Raw genomic sequence first — 21,382 nt, forward strand, 5'->3', positions numbered from 1 at the left:
GCCGAGGATGCAGTAGTCGTAGAACGGCCCGGGCCCGGCCTTGAAGTCGTGGAAGATCACGAACACGCCGGCGTGCCCGGCGACCGGCTCGTACTTGTCGCCGTGCGCGACCACGTCGAGCAGATGGACGTCCGCCTCGGTACCAGGCTCCGCCTGCGGCGCCTCTGGCGCGACCTCGACGTACCCGGCCCGCTTCTTCTCGCTGATCTTCTTGGTGAAGTGGCGGAGCGCGTGCGCTTCGTCGTCGAGCGTCATGCTCGACCCGCGCATGACGCCGCCGGCCACGCCCCAGCCCATGCGGCAGCGGATCCCGTCCAGGGTAATCTGCCAGCGTCGGACGACGTCCTTGTCGTTCTTCTCGAAATACCGTGTCTCCGCCATGTCCCCGCCCCTTGGGATCCGAAAAGCCGCATGTTCCCATGCACGTCCGACACCAGGGAGTCGACCGCACCACCAGGAGCTTCAGTGCCCCTCCGCGAGCAGCGCCGCCGGATCGGCTCGCGCTGGCGGGCGTTGCCGCCCGGCCGCCAAGCCCTGCTGGTGCCGGTGACGCAACGAGACCTCCCAGCAAGGCCCAGCCGATCGACCGGCGCACCGACCCGCACGGCTGCCTGATCTGGGCCTCGGCGGCATTGCCCACGGGCGCACTCACCCGGTGGGCGATCGCGTGGCCATACCGGTGTCTGAGGCACGATCGGCGCTCCTGTGCTCAGCCAGCAAGAGCCGGCACTGAGCTGGATCGCCTGGACGATGGCGGCCAGCCGCGCTGGTGAGCAGCGTGCGTTTGAGGGCGGCGTGGTGCCGGTTGAACACCTTCTTGCAGCGGCCGTGATGTTCGGGTGTCTGGGGTGTCGCTTGGGGAAGCGCTGAGCAAGTCGGCCTACCTGGAAAACGCAGCGTGGCGGGGGTGGTCGAACCAAGTGGGTGGGGGTTGCGTCTCACTTGGCATGATCAGCAGGGTGGTGCGGGGTTTGCGGCGGCGGTTGGGGCTGGTGCTGCTTGTTGCGGGGCTGGTCGTTTGTTTGGCGCTTGCGCCGATCGGCTGGGCGTACGCGGATACCGCGTCGCACCGGAAGGCTGTCCAGGACGTTCCGGTGACGCCGGTGGCGCTGGTTTTGGGAGCGGGGATTCGGGACGGGGAGCCTTCGCTGTCGTTGGCTGGACGGCTTGACGTGGCGGCGGACCTCTATCGCCGCGGCAAGGTGAAGGTGCTGCTCGTTTCGGGCGACAACCGGGTCAAGGAGTACGACGAGCCGACCGTGATGCGCGACCACCTTGTGAAGCGGGGTGTCCCGGCTCGGAGGATCGTCCGGGACTACGCGGGGCGGGACACCTGGGACTCCTGTATCCGGGCCAAGCGGGTGTTCGGTGTGGAGCGGCTGACCGTCGTCACCCAGAGCTTCCACCTGCCGCGTGCGGTGGCGCTCTGCCGGGCCGCCGGGTTGGACGCGTGGGGTGTCGGCCACAGTACATGGATCAGGGGCGCGACCGAGGTGGGGTACGCGCGCGAGCCCCTGGCCATGATGAAGGCGACCACGGATATCGTCAGGCGTCCCGATCCCGCCGTGCTGGGTCGGCCTGAGAACGGCGTGCGCGAGGCGCTGGCTGCGAATTGAAGGAAATGGTCGTGTGCATGTGCTCGACGACATGTCGGGTTTGTCGGAGAGGGCTCGCCGGTTTCTCTCCCTGAATGCTTGGCGGGTGGAGGAGAAGCCGCGTCCGTTCACCGAGATGATGCGAGTGCGGGACGGGCGTGGGCGGTTGGTGCCGGTTCCGTTCGAGGTGGTCGTGCGGCGTGAGGGGTTCGCTGAGCGGTTCGGGGGGCTCAGGTTCCGGACGCGGCGGAGTTTCCTGTATGGGGATGAGGCCGCTGTAAGGACGACGGAGTGGTCGTTCGAGTTGGGGTCGTCCGTGTGGCGCGATCGGAGTGGGTGGTTCTTCGACTGGTACGGGGAGCGGATGGCGATTCCGTTCTGGTTCGTGCAGCACGTGGACGGGCGGTCGGGGGTCAGTGATGGGTCGTTCATTCCCGTGCACGAGGCGGCGCTGGGCGTCATCGAAGAGTGCGCGATGGTCGATCTGGTGGGCGGCTGGCGGCCCCTACCGGACGCGATGAAAGTGGCGTGGCGGCTGCCGGAGTTGCCGGTCGTCCCGGAGGCTTCGGGGCGATGGGTGCGGTGGCGGATGGATGGGCAGGTCGCCGTCCGCGAGGCGTTGGAGTGGACGAGCGAGCGTCCCCGCGCGTGGGGGGCGTGGGCGTGGATGTCAGATGCGGGAGTGGCGGCGTCTGACCAGGCGGCGGGAGCGGCGCTGGGGCGGTAGCCACTTGGTCCGGAACCACATCTGGATCTGCGCGCCGCCCAGTACCGAGCGGTGGATGCGCAGGTGCCCGCCGGTGGCCTCGGCGGCGCGGCGGGCGATGTCCAGGCCCAGGCCGGTGGAGCCGCCGCCGCTGCTGCCGCGCTTCAGCGCGGCGGCGGGGTCGGTGATGCCGGGGCCGGCGTCGGCGACCAGGATGCCGGTGAGGCCCTTGCCGACGTGCAGGGTGACGGCGAAGTCGGTGCCCTCGGCGGTGTGCCGGAACACGTTGCCCAGCAGCGCGTCCACGGCGGCGGCGAGCTCGGTCGCGGGGATCGGGAGCGAGGTGGGGCGGTCGGCGCCGATCAGCTCGCAGGAGCGGCCCTCGTCCTCGGCCAGCACCGACCAGAACGCGACCCGTTCGCGCAGCACCTTGGCGGCGTCGCAGTTGCCGCGGGCGGTCGGCTTGCGGACGGTGCGGATGATCTGGTCGACCTCGTGCTCGATCCGGCCGACGGCCTCGCGGGTCTGGTCGGCGACGGGCCCGCCGCCCAGTGCCTCGGCGTTGAGCCGCAGCGCCGCCAGCGGGGTGCGGAGCCGGTGCGACAGGTCGGCGGCCATCTCGCGTTCGGCGGCCAGGAGCTGCACGACGTGGTCGGCCATCGCGTTGAACGCCAGGCCCGCCTCGACCAGTTCGGGCGGGCCGTCGGGGTCGATCCGCACGCGCAGGTCGCCGTTGCCGAACGCGGCCGCGGCCTCGGCCAGCCGCCGGGTGGAGCGGATCATGCGGGCGCCGAGCCGGTCGGCGACCGCGACCGAGCCCGCCACCAGCGCGGCGGCGACGGCGGTCATGACCAGCCAGGCGTTCCACACGCCGCGGGAGAGGTCCTCGTCGGGGATGAACACCTCGACGACGGCGGTGCGGCCGGCGTCCAGCGACACCGGCTGCAGCAGCGCGTACCCGCCGTCGACGCGGGTGGTGTACGAGCGGCCGCGCCGGGCCGCCTCGGTGATCTGGTCGAGGCGGGCCCGGGAGCCGTCGCGGGGGCCCTGCGGGACGACGGTGTTGTCGGGCATGTGGACGGCCATCCGCCGGGCGGCGCCGGCCTGGGTGCTGGCCACGGCCCGTTCCAGCGCCCCCGGGTCCTCGGTGACGACCAGGACCGGGCCGAGCGCGCTGGCCTGCCGTTCGGCGGTGGTGAGCGCCCGGTCGCGGGCGATCTCCCGGACGGTCAGCGCCAGCGGGATGAGGAACGCCAGCGCGACCATCGAGGTCACCGCCAGCGACACCAGGACGAGCGTCCGCCTCATGGCTTGCGCGGGTCGGCCAGGCGCACGCCGACGCCGCGCACGGTGTGCAGGTAGCGGGGTTTGGCCGCGGTCTCGCCGAGCTTGCGGCGCAGCCACGACAGGTGCACGTCGATGGTCTGGTCGTCGCCGTAGGCCTGCCGCCACACCTCCGCCAGGAGTTCGCGCCGCGCCACCACCCGGCCGGGCCGGGCGGCCAGGTAGGCGAGCAGGTCGAACTCGCGGCGGGTGAGCTCCAGCGGGGCGCCGTCCAGCGCCGCCTCCCGCCGGTCGAGGTCGATGTGCAGGCCGCCGACCCGCAGCTCGGCGGTGGGGCCGGAGCGGGACGCGCGGCGCAGCACCGCCGCCAGCCGGGCGCTGAGGTGCTCGGCCGAGAACGGTTTGATGAGGTAGTCGTCGGCGCCCGCGTTCAGCAGCCGGACGATCTCGGGTTCGTCGTCCCGGGCGGTCGCGATGATGACCGGGACGTCGGACACTCCGCGCAGCATCTTCAGCACCTCGGCCCCGTCGAGGTCGGGCAGGCCCAGATCGAGGATCACCACGTCGGGGGGCGACTGGGTCACCTCGCGCAGGGCGTCCATGGCCGTTCCGACGCTGCGGACGACGTGCGACCGCGCGCTCAGTTCACGGATGAGGGCCGTCCGGACGTTCGGGTCGTCCTCCACCACGAGCACACTCGCCATGCCGGAACCGTATGCCACCATGTGCCAATGCGTCGCGCGATGTCGTACGTTGCCCCATGGGCTCTCGTAACGGCGCTGGCCGTGGCCCTGTCGTGGCTCGGGGTGCGGGACGTGGTGCGCGGCGCGATCTCCGATCGTTCGGCGCCGCCGCCCGTGACGGGCCCGGTGATCCACGCCAGCCCGACCCTCGGGACCCCGGCGGCGCGGGACGATCCGGACGGCGACGGGACGGCCTCGGGCACGCTGTCGCCCTCCCCGACGCCGACGCCCACGCCGACGCGCAGCAAGCGGGAGCGGGAGCGGGGCGGCAACGTGCGCAGCTACTCCACGCACGGCGGCCGGGCCGCGCTGGCGTTCACCGACCGGGACGGGGTGCGGCTGGTGTCGGCGACGCCCAACCCCGGGCACGAGACGCGCGTGACGAGGGCGGAGGGCTGGCTGCGGGTGGACTTCGTCGACAGCGAGCACACCTCGTCGGTGATCGCCAGCTGGTACGAGCACGATCCGATCGTGAGGGTGTACGAGTACGGGACGCGCCAACGCTAGGCGCCCACGCCGTGGTCGGCGGCGAAGGCGGCGAGGCGTTCGGCGGCCTCGCCCGTGCGGCGCCAGGGGCGGACGATGAGCCGGTCGACGCCCAGCGCCTCGAAGGCGGCGACCTCGTCCGGGCCGGAGAGTTCGTAGGCGTGCACGGTGATCTCGAACGGCTCCGTGCGGCCGGCCTCGGCGCGGTACGCGCGGAGCAGGTCGAGTTGCGGCCGGACGCCGTCGAGCGTCTGCGGCATGCTGATCCAGCCGTCGCACAGGGCGGCGGCGCGGCGCAGCGCGGCCTTGGATTCGCCGCCCGCGACCACCGGCAGCCGTTCCTGGACGGGCTTGGGCTCGAACGCGACCTCGGGGAAGTCGAAGAACTCGCCGCGGTGCTCGACCGCAGGCTCGGTCCACAGCCGCCGTGAGACGGAGATCGCCTCGTCCAGCCGCCGCCCGCGGGTGGCGAAGTCGATGCCGGCGGCGATCCATTCGCCCTCGTACCAGCCGGCGCCGACGCCCACGATGGCGCGCCCGCCGGAGATCTGGTCGAGGGTCGCGAAGGCGCGCGCGGCGACGAAGGGGTGCCGCAGGCCGTAGAGGTAGACGGCCGTTCCCAGGCGGACCCGGGAGGTGACGGCGGCGAGCGCGCACAGGTAGGCGGGCGCGTCGAACAGCGGCGTCGCGGGCTTGATGCCGGGGCGGTCGGTGCCCGGGTAGGTGGCGGTGGACAGGTCGGTCGCGAAGACGAGGTGCTCGGGCAGCCACACCGACTCGAAGCCCAGCCGGTCGGCCTCCACGGCCAGGTCCCGCCAGATGGCCGGGTGCACCAGGCCCAGCGGCACGCCGAACTTCATCGTGGGTCCTCCAGGGTGGTGCGGCCGTCGGCGAGGTCTCGCCGGACGGCCTCGGGGTCGCGTTCGGCCGGGTCGCCGTAGCCGCCTCCGCCGGAGGTCTCCACGACCAGTGCGTCCCCGGCGTCGAGCGGCTGGCGGGTGGCCTTGGTGCCGAGCGGCTCGCGGGTGCCGTCGGCGCGCTCGCGGAAGTAGCCGCCCGCGCGGCCGGGTCCGCCGCCCGCCGCGCCGGGCGGCGGGCGCAGCAGCCGGTCGCCGCGGGTGTCGACGCGCGCGTCGTCCAGCATCCGGATCACGGTGCGGGTGCCGAGCCCGCCGCGGTGGCGGCCCGCGCCGCCCGAGCCGGGGATGAGCGAGACCTCCTCGACCCGCACCGGCAGCCGCGCCTCGATCGGCTCGGCCTGCGGGATGATGTTGCGCCCGCCGCCGAACAGCGCGCCCGTCGCGTCCGGGCCGTCGTGGCCGTCGCGGGCGCCCATGCCGCCGAGGTCGAACGACATGTGCAGCCACGGGCGGCCCGCCCCGCTGACGCTGAACGCCTGGAGAATGCCTGACGCCGCCACTCCCCCGCGTCCGGGGGACGCCGCGGTGAGCGCCGCGAAGATCGCCTCCTCGGCCGCCGCGACCGTCCCGAACCGGCCGCCGCCGGGGAACGGGGGCGTGCAGTTGACCAGCGTCCCGGCGGGCAGCCGGACCTCGACGGGGGTGAAGCAGCCCTCGTTCATCGGCAGCGCCGGGTCGACGAAGCAGCGCACCGCGTACAGCACGCCGCCGTGGGTCTGGGAGAAGCCGGAGTTGACCGGCAGCGGCACCTGCTCGTCGGTGCCGTCGAAGTCGACCACAACGCCGCCGCGGCCGTCGACGGTGACGGCGACGCGGACGGTGTGCCCGTCGTCCAGCCGGTACTCGCCGCGGTGCGTGCCCGGCGGGAGCGCGGCCAGGCCGGCGCGCATGCGGCGCTCGGTGTGCGCGAGGTAGGCGTCGACGCCGCGCGCCAGGCCCTCGGGCGTGTGCGTGCGGGCGATCTCCTCCAGCCTGCGCGCCGCGACGTTGGCCCCCGCGACGAGCGCGCGCAGGTCGCCGACGAGCTTGCCGGGCGTGCGGCTGTTGGCGGCCAGCACCCGGACCATGTCGTCGGCGAGGCCGGCGGCGGTGGCGATCCGGACGGGCGGCAGTTGCAGGCCCTCCAGGAACACGTCTGTGGCGTCGGAGGCCATGCCGCCCGCCGACAGCCCGGACAGGTCGGCGACGTGGATGAGCGTGCCCGTGAAGTACGCGGGAGGCGCGCCGTCCCCGAGGAAGACGGGCTTGAAGACGAGGAGGTCGTTGGCGTGGATGCCGCCCTGGTAGACGTCGTTGAGGACGAACACGTCGCCGGGCGCCATCGTGTCCGGCGGGTAGGTCTCGAGCACGTACGGCAGCGCGCTGCGCAGGCTCGCGCACTGGATCAGGGCGGTGGACAGGGAGTGCGCGACGAGCCGTCTCTCCGCGTCCAGGATCGCCGCCGCCGCGTCCGCGCCCTCGACGATGAACGTGGAGTACGCCGAGCGCACCACGACGATGCTGGCCTCCTCGGCCGCCACGCACAGCGCGTTCCGCAGGATCTCGGCGGTCAGGCCGGTGTCCTCGTTCATGCCGGGTCTCCTTCGCGCTGGATGAGGAGGGCGCCGTGGTCGTCGGCGGCGCCGCGCCAGCCGGGCGGGATCAGCAGCGAGCACTGCGGCTCGGTGACGACGCACGGCCCGGCCAGTTCCTCGCCGGGGGCGCATGCCGCGCGGTCCCGGGTGGGGACGTCCCGGAACGCGCCGTCCAGCCACACCCGGCGCGTCCCGGACGCGGGTCGCCCGCCCGGCGGGGAGGCGCCGGGGACGACGCGTTCACGCGAGCCCGCGGGCAGGACGACGCGGACGCGCGCCGTCGTGAGCTCCGCGGGGTCGCGCAGGTCGATGCCGTAGGACTCCTGGTAGCGCTTGTAGAACTCCTCGGCGGCCCGGCGGAGCGTCTCCGGTGTGACGGGCCCCGAGGGCAGCTCGACGGTGAAGGCGTGCGCCTGCCCGATGAAGCGGATCCCGACCGACCTCACGCACACCGCCTCCTCGGCTCCGAGGTCGTCCAAAGCGGCGCGCTCCAGGTCGTCGAAGACGCGCTCCAGGCCGCCGACGCTGCCCGAGCGCGACAGCAGGCCCGCGACGGGCGCGAGGAACGTGCGGGCGCGCTCGATGGCGAGGTCGGCGTACAGCAGGCCGACCGCCGACCCGACGCCCGCGTGCGGCGGCACCAGGACGCGCGCGATGCCGAACCGCTCGGCGAGGCGGGCGGCGTGCGTGGGCGCGGCGCCGCCCAGCGCGACGAGGGTGAAGCCGCGCGGGTCGATGCCGCGCCGCACCGTCACCACGTGCACGGCCGCGCCCATCTGCGCGTTGGCGATGTCGTGGATCGCGGCGGCCGCCTCCACCACGTCCACGCCCAGCGGGCCGGCGACGTGTTCGGCTATGGCCGCGCGGGCCCGCTCCTCCGACAGCGTGAACGCGCCGAAGCCGTCAGGGGCGAGGTGCCCGAGGACGAGGTCGGCGTCGGTAACGGTCGGCAGCGCGCCGCCCCGCCCGTAGCAGGCGGGCCCGGGGTCGGCGCCGGCCGAGCGCGGCCCGACGCGCAGCGTGCCCGCCTCCGCCCACGCGATCGATCCGCCGCCCGATCCGACCTCGGCGAGGTCGATCGCGGGCACCTTGATGGGCACGCCGGTGCCGGGACGGCGCCCGCCGAAGCTGCCCTTGCCGCCGACCTGGAACTCGTGGGTGACGCCGGGACGTCCGCCGCGCACGAGCCCGGCCTTGGCGGTGGTCCCGCCCATGTCGAAGGAGATGAGGTCGGCCAGCCCGCGCCGGGCGCCCTCGCGGGCGGCGGCGATGACCCCCGCCGCCGGGCCGGACTCGATCGTGTAGACGGCGCGGGACGCGGCGAGCGCGGCGGGCAGCACTCCCCCGGCGGACTCCATCACGTGCACCGGAGCCGTGACGCCCAGATCGCGCAGGCGCGCACCGAGCCGTTCGAGGTAGGACGCCATGACGGGGCCCACGTAGGCGGACATGAGGGTCGTGGTGGCGCGCTCGTACTCGCCCAGTTCGGGCCACACCGACGAGGACGTGACCACGGGCGTGCCTACGGGGAGCGCGTTCCGGACGATGTCGGCGAGGCGCTGCTCGTGTTCGGGGTTGACGTAGGAGTGGAGCAGGCAGATGGCCACGGCCGCCACGTCCAGGGCCGCGATGTCTTCGGCGACCTGGGCGGCGGCCTCCTCGTCCAGGGGGACGACCACCTCGCCGTCGGCGGCGATGCGTTCCGGTACGGCGAAGGTGTGCGAGAGGGGGACGGGCGGCTCGGGCCGTTCGTAGGCCAGGTCGTAGCGTTCCTCCTCCACGCGGGCCTGCCGTCCCAGGGCGAGCATGGAACGGAACCCCGCCGTGGTGACGAAAGCCACGGGCACGCCTGTGCGTTCAAGGATGACGTTGGTCGCGAGGGTGGTGGCGTGGACGAACCGTTCGACCCGTCCCGGTTCCGCTCCGGCGTCGGCGAGGACTTGCTCGACCCCTCGCAGCAGTCCGACGGTGGGGTCGTCGGGGGTGGTGAGCGTCTTCGCCACGTGCACGCGCCCGTCGTCCCCGGTGAGGACCACGTCGGTGAAGGTGCCTCCGACATCGCTGGCGAGGGTGAGGGTGGGATCCACGCGACCTCCGGCAGAGACCAACCTAGCGATCGCTTGGTACGCTAGCGTCCGGCCTCCGCCGGGACAAGGGTTCAGACCGGGGTCGCCACGGTCACCGACACCTCGGGACGCCTCCGGAACTCGGCGAGGGCCTCCTCCGGCGCCCCCGCGTCGGTGATGAGCGTCCACGGGCGGTCCAGCGCCGTCCACCAGTGGCTCTCGGCCCGGCCCAGCTTGCTCGCGTCCGCCAGCACGAACACCTCGCGCGCCTGCTCCACCATGAGCCGCTTCAGCGCGGCCTGCTCCGCGGTGCCCTCGCACACCCCGCGCCCGGCCACCACGCCGTCCGCGCCCAGGAACACCGCGTCCGCCGTGATCCCGCGCAGCGCGCCCTCCGCGATCGGCCCGATCATGCCCAGGCTGACATGGCGCACCGCGCCGCCCAGCGCGATCAGCTCCACCCCCGCGCTGTCGGCCAGGGCCTCCAGCGTGGTGAGGCCGTTGGTCACCACCGTGATCCCGGCCCAGGACGCCAGCCGCTCCGCGAGCGCGCCGACCGTCGTCCCGGCGTCCAGCAGCAGCACCGTGCCCGGCCGGACGCACCCCTCCGCGGCCTTCGCGATCGCCGCCTTCTGCGCGAGCGCCAGCTTCTCCCGCTCGTGCAGCGACTGCTCGCCCGGGGCCGCCGACAGGGCGCCGCCGTACGTCCGCACGACCGCGCCCTCGTCGCTGAGCGTCGCCAGGTCGCGCCTGATGGTGGACGGCGACACCGCGAACAGCTCGGCCATCTCCTCCACCCGGACCGGCTGCTCCCGGAGCAGACGGGCGATCCGGACGCGGCGTTCCTCAGCTCTCACGGCCCCCATTGTCCTCCGTCCGCGAGGGTGCGAGATCGACCGCCTGGCGCAGCGCCTCCAGCATGCTCTCGTGGTCGGCGGTGCCCGTCCCCGCGATGTCGAACGCCGTCCCGTGGTCGACGCTGGTGCGGATGACCGGCAGGCCCACGGTGATGTTCACCCCGGCCTCAAGGCCCATCACCTTCACCGGGCCGTGCCCCTGGTCGTGGTACATCGCCACCACCAGATCGAAGTCGCCCCGGACCGCGCGGAAGAACACGGTGTCGGCGGGCAACGGGCCGCGCGCGTCGATCCCGCCGGCGCGCAGCCGCTCGATCGCCGGGACGACCTTCTCCTCCTCCTCGCCCTGCCCGAACAGCCCGTTCTCGCCCGCGTGCGGATTGATCCCGCACACCGCGATCCGCGGCTCGGCCACACCCGACTTCACCAGGGTGGCGTGGCCGCGCCGCACCGTCCGCTCCACCAGGCCGGGCTCGATGCGGCGCACCGCGTCCACCAGCCCGATGTGGGTGGTCACGTGGATCACCTTCAGCTTCGGCGCGCTCAGCATCATCGACACCTCCTCGGTGCCGGTCAGCTCGGCCAGCAGCTCGGTGTGCCCGGGGAAGCGGTGCCCGGCGGCGTGCAGCGCCTCCTTGTTGAGCGGCGCGGTGCAGATCGCGTCGATCCGGCCGGCCATCGCCAGCTCCACCGCCCGCTCGACGAACCGGTACGCGCCCTCACCCGCGACCGCGCTCAGCTCCCCGAACGGAAGGTCCGCGGGGACGCAGGCCAGGTCGACGCAGTCGATGACGCCCGGCTCGAACGCGGCGTCCTCAGGGCCGTCCACCACCTTCACCTCGACCGGCTCGCCGACGATCTCCGCGGCCCGGCGCAGCCGCGCCGCGTCCCCGATGACCAGCGGACGGCTGACGCGGTGCGCCTCCGGCGCCGCCAGCGCGCGCACGATGATCTCCGGTCCGACGCCCGCCGCGTCCCCCATCGTGATCCCGACGATCGGGCGTTCCATTGGCTCACTTCCCATGTCCGGGACTCACTCCCCCTGTTCGGTGCGTACGGCGCGCACCACGCGCGCCAGCGTGGCGGGATCGCCGAAGGCGCCCGCCTTGGTGATGAACAGCGCGCCGGTCCCCCGCACGCGCCCGGCCACCACGCCGGGCTCCGGCTCGCCCACCGGCCACAGTTCGGTGGCGCCCAGCCCCAGCAGCACGGCCCGCGCGGTCTCCCCGCCGGTCGCCGCCAGGATCCCGGCCGCGTCCGCCCCGCCGACCGCGACGGCCGCCAGCGCGCGGGCCGTGGCGAACGCGCGCGCCCGGTCGACCGGGGCGTCCGGGTCGACCGACAGGACGACGTCGCCGCCCGCGAGCCCCGCGCGCACCGCCCGCACGGCCTCGTCGGCACCGGTGCCGCCGGGCCCCACGTGCACCGGCGTCCAGCCGCCCGCGACCAGCTCGGCCCGCTGGGCGCGCGCCAGCTCCGAGTAGCTGCCGATGACGACCAGCGCCGGACCCGCGGGCGCGGTCACCGCGACCGGCTCCGCCGGGCCCAGGGTGCGCGCCAGCGCCGCCGTGAGACCGCCGGAGCCGACCAGCAGCGTCGCCGTCCCGTCGCCTGCCGCGTCGCACACGGCCCTCAGGTCGGCGTCGGTCTCGCCGTCGCACACCACCGCGTCCAGACCGTCGCGCAGCGCCTGCGCGAAACGCGCATCCAGACCCGGGCCGCGCACCGCGTCCAAGCCGATCCGCCGCGCCCGGAGCCCGGCCGCGGCGAGCAGCGCGACCACGTCCCCGCCGTACCGCCGGCCCGGCAGCGGCTCGCCGCCGACCCGGACCACGCCGCCGGACACCGTCCGGCCGGTCGCCGGGAAGGCCGGCGCGACCACCGCCAGGACGCGGCCGCCCGCCGCCTCCCGGGCCGCGGCGATCTCCGCGCCCACGTTCCCGCGCAGCGTCGAGTCGATCTTCTTGACGATCCGGGCGCCGTCCGCGCGGCCCCGCGCCACCGCCTTCCCGACCCGTTCCGCCGCGACCGCCTCCGGCGAGTACCGGCTGTCGGTGTCGACCGCCACGACCCGCGCCCGCGGCCACGCCTCGTCCAGCGCCACCGCCGTGCTCGCCCGCGCCGCGAACGGCACCGCGCTGTCGGCCGCCCCGGTCAGATCGTCGGCGACGATGACCACCTCGGTCATGACGCCTCCGCCGGCTCGGCCGCCCGCTCTTCCCGCTGCCTCACCCGGTTGGCCCACCACGCGGTGACGATCGGCACGAGGATCGCGGTCACCACCACCGAGGCCGCCACCAGGACGGTCGCGTGCGCCGCCGCCTCCTTGTACGCCGGGTTGGCGCTGGCCACGATCGCGGGGACGGCCGCCGCGTTGCCCGCCGTCGACGCCGCCGCCAGGCCCGCGACCCCGGTGCCGCCGGTCAGCTTGTCGGCGGTGAACAGGATCGTCCCGCTGAAGGCGACCACCGCGACGCCCAGGCCCAGGCCGAGCAGCCCGGCCGTCCACACGCTGGTCAGGTCGATGCTCGCGCCGAGCGCGAACGCGAAGAAGGGGATCAGCACGGGCGTCGCCCCGCCCAGCCACTTGCGCAGGTCCGGGTCGAGGTTGCCCAGGATCGCGCCGACCAGCAGCGGCAGCAGCGCGCCGACCATGGTCTGCCAGGGGAACGCCGACAGGCCCGCGACACCCAGGGTGAGCATGGTCAGGAACGGCCCCGACTCGATCGTCATCAGCGAGTAGGCGGCCACGTCCTTGGGCTTGCCGAACTGGCCCATCAGCGCCATGTAGAGGCCGCCGTTGGTGTCGTTCATGGCCGCGACCACCGCCAGGGTGGACAGCCCCGCGAAGAACCCGCCGCTCACCGGCGCCTCGCCGAGCAGCCGGCCCAGCACCACGCCCACGATGACCGAGGCGACGATCTTCGCCCCGAGCAGCGCGCCGCCCTTCTTGACGATGTACGGCGTCGCCCTCACGTCGATGCTCGCGCCCATGCACACGTAGAAGACCGCCAGGATCGTCAGCGATCCGCTGAACAGGGCGCCGGTGAACGAGCCGAAGTACTCGCCGGTCGAGGGGAACAGCGTGTACAGCAGCGCGCCCAGCAGCAGCGGGATGATCATCATGCCGCCGGGGACCCGTTCCACGCTCTTCTTGATCGGGACTTGCATCGCACACTCCGTACCCCGGCGCGCGCGCCGGCCTCACATCCCGGGACGGACCCGTTCCACGTCGCGCTCATGTTACTGCGCGTTTCGCGCATATTGAAGCGCTCAATGCGCGAAACACGCAACCCAACCTAACGCTTGGTACACTGCCCGCATGTCGCTCCAGGGCAAGATCGCGGTCATCACCGGCGCCGGCCCCGGCCTCGGCCGGACCCTCGCCGTCCTCCTGGCCCGCGAGGGCGCCGACCTCGCCCTGGCCGCCCGCACCCCCGCCACCCTCGACGCCATCGCCGCCGAGGTACGGGCCGAGGGCCGCGACGCCCTCCCCGTCCCCACCGACATCGCCCGCCCCGACCAGGCCCGCCGCCTCGCCGACACCGTCGCCGCCCACTACGGCCGCGTCGACGTCCTGGTCAACGCCGCCTTCCCCGGCACCCACCGCCGGAACGTCCTCGACATGGACGAGACCCACCTCGAACAGTGGCGCTCAGCGATCGAGACCGCCGCGTACGGCACCCTCCTGGCCTGCCGCCACCTCTCCCCCCACATGCCCGAGGGCGGCTCCATCGTCAACCTCACCTCGATGTCCAGCCGCACCGGCTACGCGGGCCGCAGCGACTACGCCGCCGGCAAGGCCGCCGTCCACCTGCTCTCCCACTGCCTGGCCGACGAACTGGGCCCCTCCGGCATCCGCGTCAACTGCGTCGCCCCCGGCTGGATCGCCAGCGACGTCCTGGACGACTGGATGCGCACCCGCGCCGCCACCGAGGGCGTCCCCTACGAGGAGATCCGCGCCCGCGACGTCTCCGCCATGGCCCTGCGCCGCATCGCCACCGAGGAGGACGTGGCCCGAGCCGTCCTCCACCTCGCCTCAGACCACTCCCGCTCCACCACCGGCGCCACCCTCGACGTCAACGCCGGCCACCTCTTCACCTGACCCGAACCCCGTCATGCACCCGCACGAACGGCCCGTCCGCGCGCACCGCGTCCAGCACCCGCACGGCCCGCGCCTCGACCATCCGCGCCCGCGCCTCGTCCACCGTCAACCAGGCGACCTCGGCCGCCTCCTCGGTGGCCCGCCCGGCCCCCTCGACCACGCGGCAGCGGAACGCCAGCGTGACCACGCCCCGCTCCATGTTCTTGTAGACGCCTGTCAGCCCCTCGGGCTCGACCCGCACGCCCGTCTCCTCGTACACCTCACGCACGACGCCGGCCTCCGGGCTCTCGTCCAGCTCCAGCACCCCGCCCGGCGGCACCCACCGCCCATCGTCCGCCCGCTTGATCGCCAGCACGCGCCCATCCCGGCGCACCACCACCCCGGTCACGCTCACCGAATGGAGCGGCAGCTCAGAAGGCATCCGGCGCCGCCCACTCGTACGTGAGGCGCCACAACTGCCCGGGGAAGACGTTGGTCACCATCTCCAGGGCCCGCCCGCTCTCATCGAACGCCAGCCGCTGCACTTCCATCACGTACTGGCCCCGCCCGACCTCCAGGAACTCCTGCTCCTCGGCGAGCGGCCGTCGCGCCTCGATCTCCTCCGCGAACCGGACGACCCGATGCCCACGCTCGGCCAGCCGCCGATACATCCCCGTCGGCCCCGTATCCGGTGTCGCGATCTCGATGCCGCCCGCGACGTCCAGCGGAATGTAGGAGACCGCGAGCTGCACCGGCCGCTCGTCCGCGAACATATGACGCCGTCGCACCAGCACGCGCGCCGCGCCCTGGAGGCCGAGGCGCTGCGTCACCCCGGCAGGCACGGCGGCGACCTCGACCTGCACCAGCTCGGTCCGGGGCTCGAGTCCGGCCTTGCGCATCTCTTCCGCGAAGCTGCTGTTCTCCGCGCCTTGTCCGGGCGGTATCCGTCGAACACGCTTCACCGTGGGCGTCTCGACGACGAACGATCCCCGTCCGTGCTCGGTCCGCACGTATCCTTCGGCCTCCAGGAGGGCGATCGCACGGTTGATCGACGTCTGGTTCAGACCGTACTTCCGCGCCAGTTCGGGCTGGCTCGGCAAAGCGTCTCCGGGGCCATGGTCGCCCCGGACGATCGCCTCACGCAGATCGTCCGCGACCTGGCGGTAGCGCGCCCGAGGCGGCTCCAAGCCCATGAGTTCTCCCTTGCCGATGACCGATGTGTCGACCTTAGCGCTGCACCCTCGAACGGACGGTCACGCTATGCGTTCAAACGGCCACGCTACTTATGACATATGTGTCAGGTTCTCGGCGAACGCTCAAGAACAGGCTGTGACCTGGCAGGAGGTCGGGTTTGGTGACCACGAATATCGAGCTCGCCGAGCGGCCGCGCTGCGTGCTCGCGCTCAGACCGGCCCCCACGGAGGTCGGCGTCGCACGGCGCGTACTGCGTGCCGCGCTCCGCGAACGGGAGCAGCCCCATCTGGCGGACGACGCGTGCCTGATCGCCGGCGAGTTGGTGACCAACGCCGTGGAACATGCCGGAAGGATCGCCCTCGTCGCTCATCGGACGTCAAAACACCGTCTCACGCTCGAGGTATGGGACGACAACCCCGTACCACCCGCGTTCGAGGAGGCGTCGCCCGACTCGCTGGGCGGCAGAGGGCTCCTCATCGTCGGAACGCTCGCGTCCGCCTGGGGGTGGCGTCCGGCCTACGGCGGCAAGGTCGTGTGGGCCGCTCTCTGACCTCAGGGAGAGGTCAGAGCAACAGAGCTCTCGGGACGGGTGCAGCGCGCGGCCCGAATGATCGTCTGGGTGGGGTTGGGGGGTGATCTCTGCGGGGTATCGGTGTGGGCAGAGTACGGCGGTGATCGGCGGGGGCGATCGGAAAGGACGGCCCCCATGGTGCTGGATCCCGGCGAGGCGGGACGGGCGCGCGCGCTGGACGAGGCCGAGCGCGGCGGGCAGGTGCGCAAGGCGGCCCTGGCGAGCGTGGTCGGCACGAGTATCGAGTGGTACGACTTCTTCCTCTACAACACCGCCGCCGCGATCGTGTTCAAGGACGTGTTCTTCCCCGAGTCCTCGGACTACGCGGGGACGCTGTCGGCGTTCGCGACGTACGCGGTGGGGTTCGCGGCGCGGCCGGTCGGGGCGGCGATCTTCGGGCACTGGGGCGACCGGCTCGGGCGCAAGGCGACGCTGATCATCACGCTGGTGCTGATGGGGTCTCCAGCGCGCTGATCGGCGTGCTGCCGGGCACCGAGACGCTGGGGGTGGCGGCGCCCGTGCTGCTGGTGCTGCTGCGGATCCTGCAGGGCATCGCGGTCGGCGGCGAGTGGAGCGGCTCGGTGCTGCTGTCGATGGAGTGGGGCGACCAGAGGCGGCGGGGGCTGATGGCGAGCCTGCCGCAGATCGGGGTGCCGATCGGGCTGATCCTGGGCACCGGGGCGATGACGGCGATCGCGCTGTCGGCCGGGGACGCCTTCACCGCCTGGGCGTGGCGGATCCCGTTCCTGCTCAGCCTGGTGCTGGTCGCGATCGGGCTGTGGGTGCGGATCCAGGTGATGGAGACGCCGCTGTTCGCCGAGGTCGTGCAGAAGGCCGAGGTGGCGAAGGTGCCGGTGGCCGAGGTGATCAGGCGGCATCCGAAGGAGATCGTGCTGAGCGCACTGCTGCGCTGCTCGGAGCAGATGCCGTTCTACATCTTCACCTCGTTCGCGCTGACGTTCATCCACGACGAGCTCGGCATGGCGCAGGGGCTGGCTCTGGGGGCGGTGACGGCGGCGGCGGTGCTGGAGCTGTTCACGATCCCGGCCGCCGGGCATCTGGGCGACCGGATCGGCGGGCGGAAGGTGTACGCGGCCGGGTCGCTGCTGGTCGCGGTCATCGCGTTCCCCTACTTCGCGCTGCTCACCACCGAGGTCGCCGTGGTGGTGTTCCTGGCCGTGGTGGTCGCGCAGATCCCGCACGCGATCCAGTACGGCCCGCAGGCGTCGCTGATCGCCGAGAGCTTCCCGACCCGGCTGCGGTACGGCGGCGCGGGCATCGGCTACCAGCTGGCGTCGGTGATCGCGGGCGGCCCGGCGCCGCTGCTGGCGACCTGGCTCCTGCACGATTACGGGTGGTGGGCGATCGCCGTGGCGATGATGGTCAGCTCCGTGCTGACGCTGACGGCGGTGGCGCTGCTGCCCGACCGGTCGCGGGCCGACATCACCAAGGACGAGTCGTACGCCTAGAGGCGGGGCGTGATGAACATCGCGGTGGCCTCGACGGTGGGCTTGCCGTCCGGGCCGATGATGCGGCCGTCGACCCAGCACTTGCGGCCCTCGGCGCGGGTGGCCGCCGCCTCGACGACGAGCGGGACGCTGTGCGGGGTCGGGCGGCGGTAGCGCAGGTCGAAGGTGGCGGTCATGCCCGGGGTGCCGTTGGCGGACGCGGCGACGCCGAGGGCCTGGTCGAGGATGAGCGCGGAGACGCCGCCGTGCACGAGCGTCGGCGGCCCCTCGTAGACGGCGCTGAGCGTGAACTCGCCGCGCACGCCCGCGCCGTCCGGGAGGATCTCGACGTGGACGGGCGGGGAGATCGGGTTGAGCTCGCCGCCGACCGGGCTGGCCAGCTGCCGGACGCCGCCGTGCTCGTCCAGCTGCGCGACCGGCGGGTACTCGCGGCGGACCGCCGACAGCCGCTCGGTCAGCACGGCGATCTCGGCGGTCGCGGCGGCGATCTCGTCGTCGGGGGCGTCGGTGTGCAGGACGGCCTCGGTCAGCTCCCGCACCCGCGCCGCCAGGTCGGCCAGCACGTCGATCCGCGCGCTCTTCAGGGCGTGCCGTTCGCGCGCCACGTAGACGCGACTGATCATCGCCCCGGTCCCGCTCACCCGTTCGACCATGCCGCCCTCCACTGATGCCGAACTGGATTCTAGGCGGGGGCGGGGCCCGGCCGCCCCGGCCGCGACGGTGCTTCTCATCACGTCGCGGCCACGGAGTCAGCTCCAGACGACGGTCTCCAGGTCGCCGAGGTCGGTCAGCGCGACGCGGTCGTCCTCCGCCAGGGCCCGGACGACCTCGGCGGCCTCGTCGAGCGTGGCCCAGCGCCCGTACGAGCAGCGCGCCCCCGGGTCGGGCGTCTCCAGCCAGAACCGCGGGCCCTCCTCCCACATGCCCTGGACGACCTGCCCGGAGCGGCCCTCGCAGGTGATGAAGTTGTCACCGGCGGGCACCAGCTCGTACAGCAGGCCGCGGAAGTCCTCGAACGACATCGTGATCGGCTCGTCCTCGGCGCGGTCGCGGGTGTAGTCGCAGTACGTCACCGCCAGGCTCCCGCCCTCGTCGTCGGGCCCGCCGGGCGAGCGGGCGAGGTGGGCGTAGCGGCGGCGGCGCCAGGTCAGCGGCAGGTGGATGCGGGTGGTGACCTCGCCGTCCCACTCCACGGTCAGGCCGCGCTCGCGCAGGGCGCGCACCGCCCGCCGCCCGATCTCGGCGTCGTCGCCGCCTTCGCTGAACGCGCCGTACGAGAGGAAGAGGCCCTCGCCGCGCGCGGCCGCGTCGACGTCCTGCCGGTGGCAGAAGACGTATCCGGCGGGCGCCTCGCCCGCGGGGGCCTCGGCGCCGATGTCGTTGGTGCCGCAGGACTGGCAGCAGGTGAAGTCGGCGCGGGCCACCACCCCGTCGGCGTCGAGGTCGCGGAACGCCGCCAGCAGCCGTTCGGCGTCGAGCAGGTCGCCGTTCCAGGCGCGCTGCTCCTCGCGGTAGGCGGCGAACTCGGCCCGCGCCACCGCGCCGACCGCGTCGCGGTCGGCCTTGCCGTCCAGCAGGTCGAACGCGTCGGCCACGATGGTGTCGAAGTCGTCCTCGGCGCGGGCCAGCGAGACGCGCACGTGCTCGCGCAGAAGGCTGTGCAGTGATCCGTCGACCATGTCCGAAGTATGGCAACCGCCACCGACGGCGGGGACCGTTCGTTCGAGATCGTCCGTCACGACCCCAGCGGCTCGCCGCGGGCGAACCGGACGGTCTCGTCCACGCTGAGGGCCCGGCCGCGCAGGCGGTGCTCGGCGAACCGCTCCTTCGCCAGCTCCTCCCGGACGCGCATCTCCGGTTGGGCGTCCGGGCCGTGCGGCTGCAGGAGGCTGAGCCGCGGCACGGTCATCGGGTCGGGATACCTGGACGCGGCGCCGATCAGGACCGCGCCCTCGGCGTACCGGTGTTCGCGCGCGTACACGTAGCCGAGCATCTCGAAGCAGTTGGCGAGCCCGGCCGGGTCGCCCATCCTGCGGAACATCTCCAGGCAGGCGCGCAGTTCGGCGGCGCAGCGCTCCCCCTCGCCCAGGCTCCAGTGGGCGAGCGCCTTGACGTAGCCGAGCCAGGACCGCATCCAGCACTCGGTGGGCGCGTCCTTCATCAGCTTCAGCGCGCCGTCGCATTCGGCCAGCGCGGCGCGGGGGTCGCCGGTACGGGCGTTCAGATAGGCGCGCAGGACGTTCACCATGACCAGGTCGGAGTGCAGGCCCGCGGCGTCCAGGAGCACGACGGCCTCGGCGAAGGACCGCCGGGCGCGGGCGGTGTCGTCCATGAACATGGCGGCGGTGCCGAGCGTGCGCAGCGCCCGCGCGTACCCGGCCGTGTCGCCCGCCCGGTCGGCCAGCTTCAGCGACTCGGCGACCAGCGGCAGGGATTCGGGCGACGCGCCCTGGTTGGTGAGCAGGTAGGCGTTCTGCCAGAGGGCCTCGGCGCGTTCCGGCACGGGTTCGGGGACGAGCGCGAGGCCGCGTTCGAGCCAGTACCGGGCCTCGGCGTAGCGCGAGCGGCACAGCCAGATCCCCCACATCGCCGCGGCCAGCCGAAGCCCCGCGCGCTCCTCGCCGGGGACGGTGTAGGAGAACTCCAGCGCGGCGCGGATGTTGTCGCGTTCGGCGTCCAGGCGGCGCACCCAGGACAGCTGGGTGTCGGACATCCACGCCTGCGCGGCGCGCCCGGCGAGCCGCGCCACGCAGTCGCGGTGCCGGGCCAGCAGGGGGCCGATGTCCTCGACCTCCTCCAGCCAGACGGCACCGTACTCGCGGATCGTGTCGAGCATGTCGTAGCGGTCCGCGGAGACGCGGTGCACGATGGACTTCTCCACCAGCCCGGCCAGGTACGCGGCGACGTCCTCGCGGCCGAGCCGCTCGTCGGCGCACACCTCGACGGCCATGCCCAGGTCGAACCCGCCGGCGAAGACGGTCAGCCGGGCCCACAGCAGGCGTTCGAGCGGGGCGCACAGCTCGTGGCTCCAGCCGACGGTGGTGCGGAGCGTCTGGTGGCGCGGCTCCTCGTCCCCGCCGCCGCCCTCCAGCGTCCAGAACAGCCCGTCGACCTTGAGGACGAGGCGGTCCAGCGGCGTCCAGCGCAGCTGCGCGGCGGCCAGCTCGATGGCGAGCGGGATGCCGTCGAGGCGGCGGCACAGCAGCGTGGCCTGGCGCAGCCGGTCGCCGCCGAGGGTGAAGCCGGGGTCGGCCTCGGCGGCCCGCAGCGCGAAGAGCGCGAGCGCGTCGCCGTCTCCGTGACCGTGGCCGGTCGGCGGGGGCAGCGGCAGCGGCGCCACGGACAGGACCGACTCGCCGTCCAGCCGGAGCGGCTGCCGCCCGGTGACCAGCACGTGCAGCCTGCGGCAGGACGGCAGCAGCGACCGGACCAGCTCGGCGCAGTCGGCGACCAGGTGCTCGCAGGTGTCCAGGACCAGCAGGAAGCGGCGGTCGCGCAGGCCCCGGGCGATCAGCTCGGCGGTGGAGGCGGCCGTGCCGTCGCGCAGCCCGAGGGCGGCGGCGACGGTGTCGGCCAGCAGCCTCCCGTCGCGGAGCCCGGACAGCTCGACGAAGGCGACGCCGTCGGGGAAGCGCCCGGCCATCTCGTACGCGGCGCGCAGCGCGATCCTGCTCTTGCCCACGCCGCCCGGTCCGGTCAGCGTGACCAGCCGCGTCCGCGTGACCGCGGAGCGGACGGCGCCGAGTTCGCGCTCGCGTCCCACGAAGCCGCTCGGCTCCGCGGGGAGTTCGCCCTGGGGCCCGCCCACCCTGTCCGCCTCCCGCCGCCGGCGT

Annotated in this window: 22 protein-coding genes; 7 read left to right on the forward strand and 15 right to left on the reverse strand. The window is 73.6% G+C overall.

Annotation, left to right across the window (positions count from 1 at the left end; genetic code table 11):
* A partial coding sequence (locus tag ACFPZN_RS44865) for a WGR domain-containing protein (protein ID WP_378289134.1) occupies positions 1 to 381 on the reverse strand: 381 nt, incomplete at its 3' end.
* Positions 382 to 947: 566 nt separating this feature from the next.
* Between ACFPZN_RS44865 and ACFPZN_RS44870 the strand changes: the two genes are divergently transcribed.
* Together ACFPZN_RS44870 and ACFPZN_RS44875 are read left to right on the forward strand one after the other, a co-directional pair.
* On the forward strand, positions 948 to 1,616 hold the full coding sequence (locus ACFPZN_RS44870) for a SanA/YdcF family protein (RefSeq protein WP_378289136.1): 669 nt from the start codon (positions 948 to 950) through the stop codon (positions 1,614 to 1,616).
* A 13-nt stretch (positions 1,617 to 1,629) separates the two neighbouring features.
* Complete coding sequence (locus tag ACFPZN_RS44875; RefSeq protein ID WP_378289138.1) at positions 1,630 to 2,322, forward strand: hypothetical protein; 693 nt, start codon at positions 1,630 to 1,632, stop codon at positions 2,320 to 2,322.
* On the opposite strand, the gene ACFPZN_RS44880 is transcribed toward ACFPZN_RS44875, so the two are convergent.
* Together ACFPZN_RS44880 and ACFPZN_RS44885 are read right to left on the reverse strand one after the other, a co-directional pair.
* Entirely contained in the window at positions 2,266 to 3,609 is a 1,344-nt protein-coding gene (locus ACFPZN_RS44880; RefSeq protein WP_378289140.1) for a sensor histidine kinase, read from the reverse strand. The two genes, ACFPZN_RS44875 and ACFPZN_RS44880, sit on opposite strands and share 57 nt — an antisense overlap.
* Positions 3,606 to 4,289, reverse strand: a complete 684-nt coding sequence (locus tag ACFPZN_RS44885; protein WP_378289143.1) for a response regulator transcription factor — start codon at positions 4,287 to 4,289, stop codon at positions 3,606 to 3,608. The genes ACFPZN_RS44880 and ACFPZN_RS44885 overlap by 4 nt, the downstream gene beginning before the upstream one ends.
* 27 nt (positions 4,290 to 4,316) lie before the next feature.
* Here ACFPZN_RS44885 and ACFPZN_RS44890 point away from each other — a divergent pair, with 27 nt between their 5' ends.
* Entirely contained in the window at positions 4,317 to 4,835 is a 519-nt protein-coding gene (locus tag ACFPZN_RS44890; protein WP_378289145.1) for a hypothetical protein, read from the forward strand.
* Here ACFPZN_RS44890 and ACFPZN_RS44895 read toward each other — a convergent pair.
* From ACFPZN_RS44895 to ACFPZN_RS44925, 7 genes are all read right to left on the reverse strand, one after another.
* Entirely contained in the window at positions 4,832 to 5,674 is an 843-nt protein-coding gene (locus ACFPZN_RS44895) for a TIGR03619 family F420-dependent LLM class oxidoreductase (RefSeq protein WP_378289147.1), read from the reverse strand. The genes ACFPZN_RS44890 and ACFPZN_RS44895 overlap by 4 nt on opposite strands.
* Positions 5,671 to 7,305, reverse strand: coding sequence for a hydantoinase B/oxoprolinase family protein (locus ACFPZN_RS44900; RefSeq protein WP_378289149.1), 1,635 nt, complete (start codon positions 7,303 to 7,305; stop codon positions 5,671 to 5,673). The genes ACFPZN_RS44895 and ACFPZN_RS44900 overlap by 4 nt, the downstream gene beginning before the upstream one ends.
* Positions 7,302 to 9,395: a hydantoinase/oxoprolinase family protein gene (locus ACFPZN_RS44905; RefSeq protein WP_378289151.1), complete on the reverse strand. Its 2,094-nt coding sequence runs from the start codon at positions 9,393 to 9,395 to the stop codon at positions 7,302 to 7,304. The genes ACFPZN_RS44900 and ACFPZN_RS44905 overlap by 4 nt, the downstream gene beginning before the upstream one ends.
* A 71-nt stretch (positions 9,396 to 9,466) precedes the next feature.
* Positions 9,467 to 10,231 (reverse strand): DeoR/GlpR family DNA-binding transcription regulator, encoded by a 765-nt coding sequence (locus ACFPZN_RS44910; protein WP_378289153.1) that lies wholly within the window; start codon positions 10,229 to 10,231, stop codon positions 9,467 to 9,469.
* Entirely contained in the window at positions 10,221 to 11,255 is a 1,035-nt protein-coding gene (gene pdxA / locus ACFPZN_RS44915) for a 4-hydroxythreonine-4-phosphate dehydrogenase PdxA (protein WP_378289155.1), read from the reverse strand. The genes ACFPZN_RS44910 and pdxA overlap by 11 nt, the downstream gene beginning before the upstream one ends.
* 9 nt (positions 11,256 to 11,264) lie before the next feature.
* On the reverse strand, positions 11,265 to 12,419 hold the full coding sequence (locus tag ACFPZN_RS44920) for a four-carbon acid sugar kinase family protein (RefSeq protein WP_378289157.1): 1,155 nt from the start codon (positions 12,417 to 12,419) through the stop codon (positions 11,265 to 11,267).
* Entirely contained in the window at positions 12,416 to 13,402 is a 987-nt protein-coding gene (locus ACFPZN_RS44925; protein WP_378289159.1) for a 2-keto-3-deoxygluconate permease, read from the reverse strand. Before ACFPZN_RS44925 ends, ACFPZN_RS44920 begins: the two co-directional genes overlap by 4 nt.
* Before the next feature lie 151 nt (positions 13,403 to 13,553).
* On the opposite strand from ACFPZN_RS44925, the gene ACFPZN_RS44930 reads away from it, so the two are divergent.
* Complete coding sequence (locus tag ACFPZN_RS44930; protein ID WP_378289161.1) at positions 13,554 to 14,336, forward strand: SDR family oxidoreductase; 783 nt, start codon at positions 13,554 to 13,556, stop codon at positions 14,334 to 14,336.
* Here the strand turns inward: ACFPZN_RS44930 and ACFPZN_RS44935 are convergent.
* Entirely contained in the window at positions 14,329 to 14,757 is a 429-nt protein-coding gene (locus tag ACFPZN_RS44935; RefSeq protein ID WP_378289163.1) for an NUDIX hydrolase, read from the reverse strand. The genes ACFPZN_RS44930 and ACFPZN_RS44935 overlap by 8 nt on opposite strands.
* Positions 14,747 to 15,508, reverse strand: coding sequence for a GntR family transcriptional regulator (locus tag ACFPZN_RS44940; RefSeq protein ID WP_378289165.1), 762 nt, complete (start codon positions 15,506 to 15,508; stop codon positions 14,747 to 14,749). Before ACFPZN_RS44940 ends, ACFPZN_RS44935 begins: the two co-directional genes overlap by 11 nt.
* Positions 15,509 to 15,669: 161 nt before the next feature.
* Between ACFPZN_RS44940 and ACFPZN_RS44945 the strand changes: the two genes are divergently transcribed.
* The 3 genes from ACFPZN_RS44945 (at position 15,670) to ACFPZN_RS44955 (ending at position 17,549) form a co-directional block, all read left to right on the forward strand.
* Positions 15,670 to 16,059 (forward strand): ATP-binding protein, encoded by a 390-nt coding sequence (locus ACFPZN_RS44945; RefSeq protein ID WP_378289167.1) that lies wholly within the window; start codon positions 15,670 to 15,672, stop codon positions 16,057 to 16,059.
* 156 nt (positions 16,060 to 16,215) lie between these two features.
* Entirely contained in the window at positions 16,216 to 16,554 is a 339-nt protein-coding gene (locus ACFPZN_RS44950) for an MFS transporter (RefSeq protein WP_378289169.1), read from the forward strand.
* Positions 16,555 to 16,559: 5 nt separating this feature from the next.
* Positions 16,560 to 17,549: an MFS transporter gene (locus ACFPZN_RS44955; protein ID WP_378289171.1), complete on the forward strand. Its 990-nt coding sequence runs from the start codon at positions 16,560 to 16,562 to the stop codon at positions 17,547 to 17,549.
* Here ACFPZN_RS44955 and ACFPZN_RS44960 read toward each other — a convergent pair.
* From ACFPZN_RS44960 to ACFPZN_RS44970, 3 genes are all read right to left on the reverse strand, one after another.
* Entirely contained in the window at positions 17,546 to 18,202 is a 657-nt protein-coding gene (locus ACFPZN_RS44960; RefSeq protein WP_378289173.1) for a PaaI family thioesterase, read from the reverse strand. The two genes, ACFPZN_RS44955 and ACFPZN_RS44960, sit on opposite strands and share 4 nt — an antisense overlap.
* 96 nt (positions 18,203 to 18,298) lie before the next feature.
* Positions 18,299 to 19,228 (reverse strand): DUF6891 domain-containing protein, encoded by a 930-nt coding sequence (locus ACFPZN_RS44965; RefSeq protein ID WP_378289175.1) that lies wholly within the window; start codon positions 19,226 to 19,228, stop codon positions 18,299 to 18,301.
* 56 nt (positions 19,229 to 19,284) lie between these two features.
* Complete coding sequence (locus ACFPZN_RS44970; protein WP_378289177.1) at positions 19,285 to 21,357, reverse strand: ATP-binding protein; 2,073 nt, start codon at positions 21,355 to 21,357, stop codon at positions 19,285 to 19,287.
* Between the last annotated feature and the right edge of the window lie 25 nt (positions 21,358 to 21,382).

The organism is Actinomadura rugatobispora, assembly GCF_042656285.1.
Taxonomy (GTDB): Bacteria; Actinomycetota; Actinomycetes; order Streptosporangiales; family Streptosporangiaceae; genus Spirillospora; species Spirillospora rugatobispora.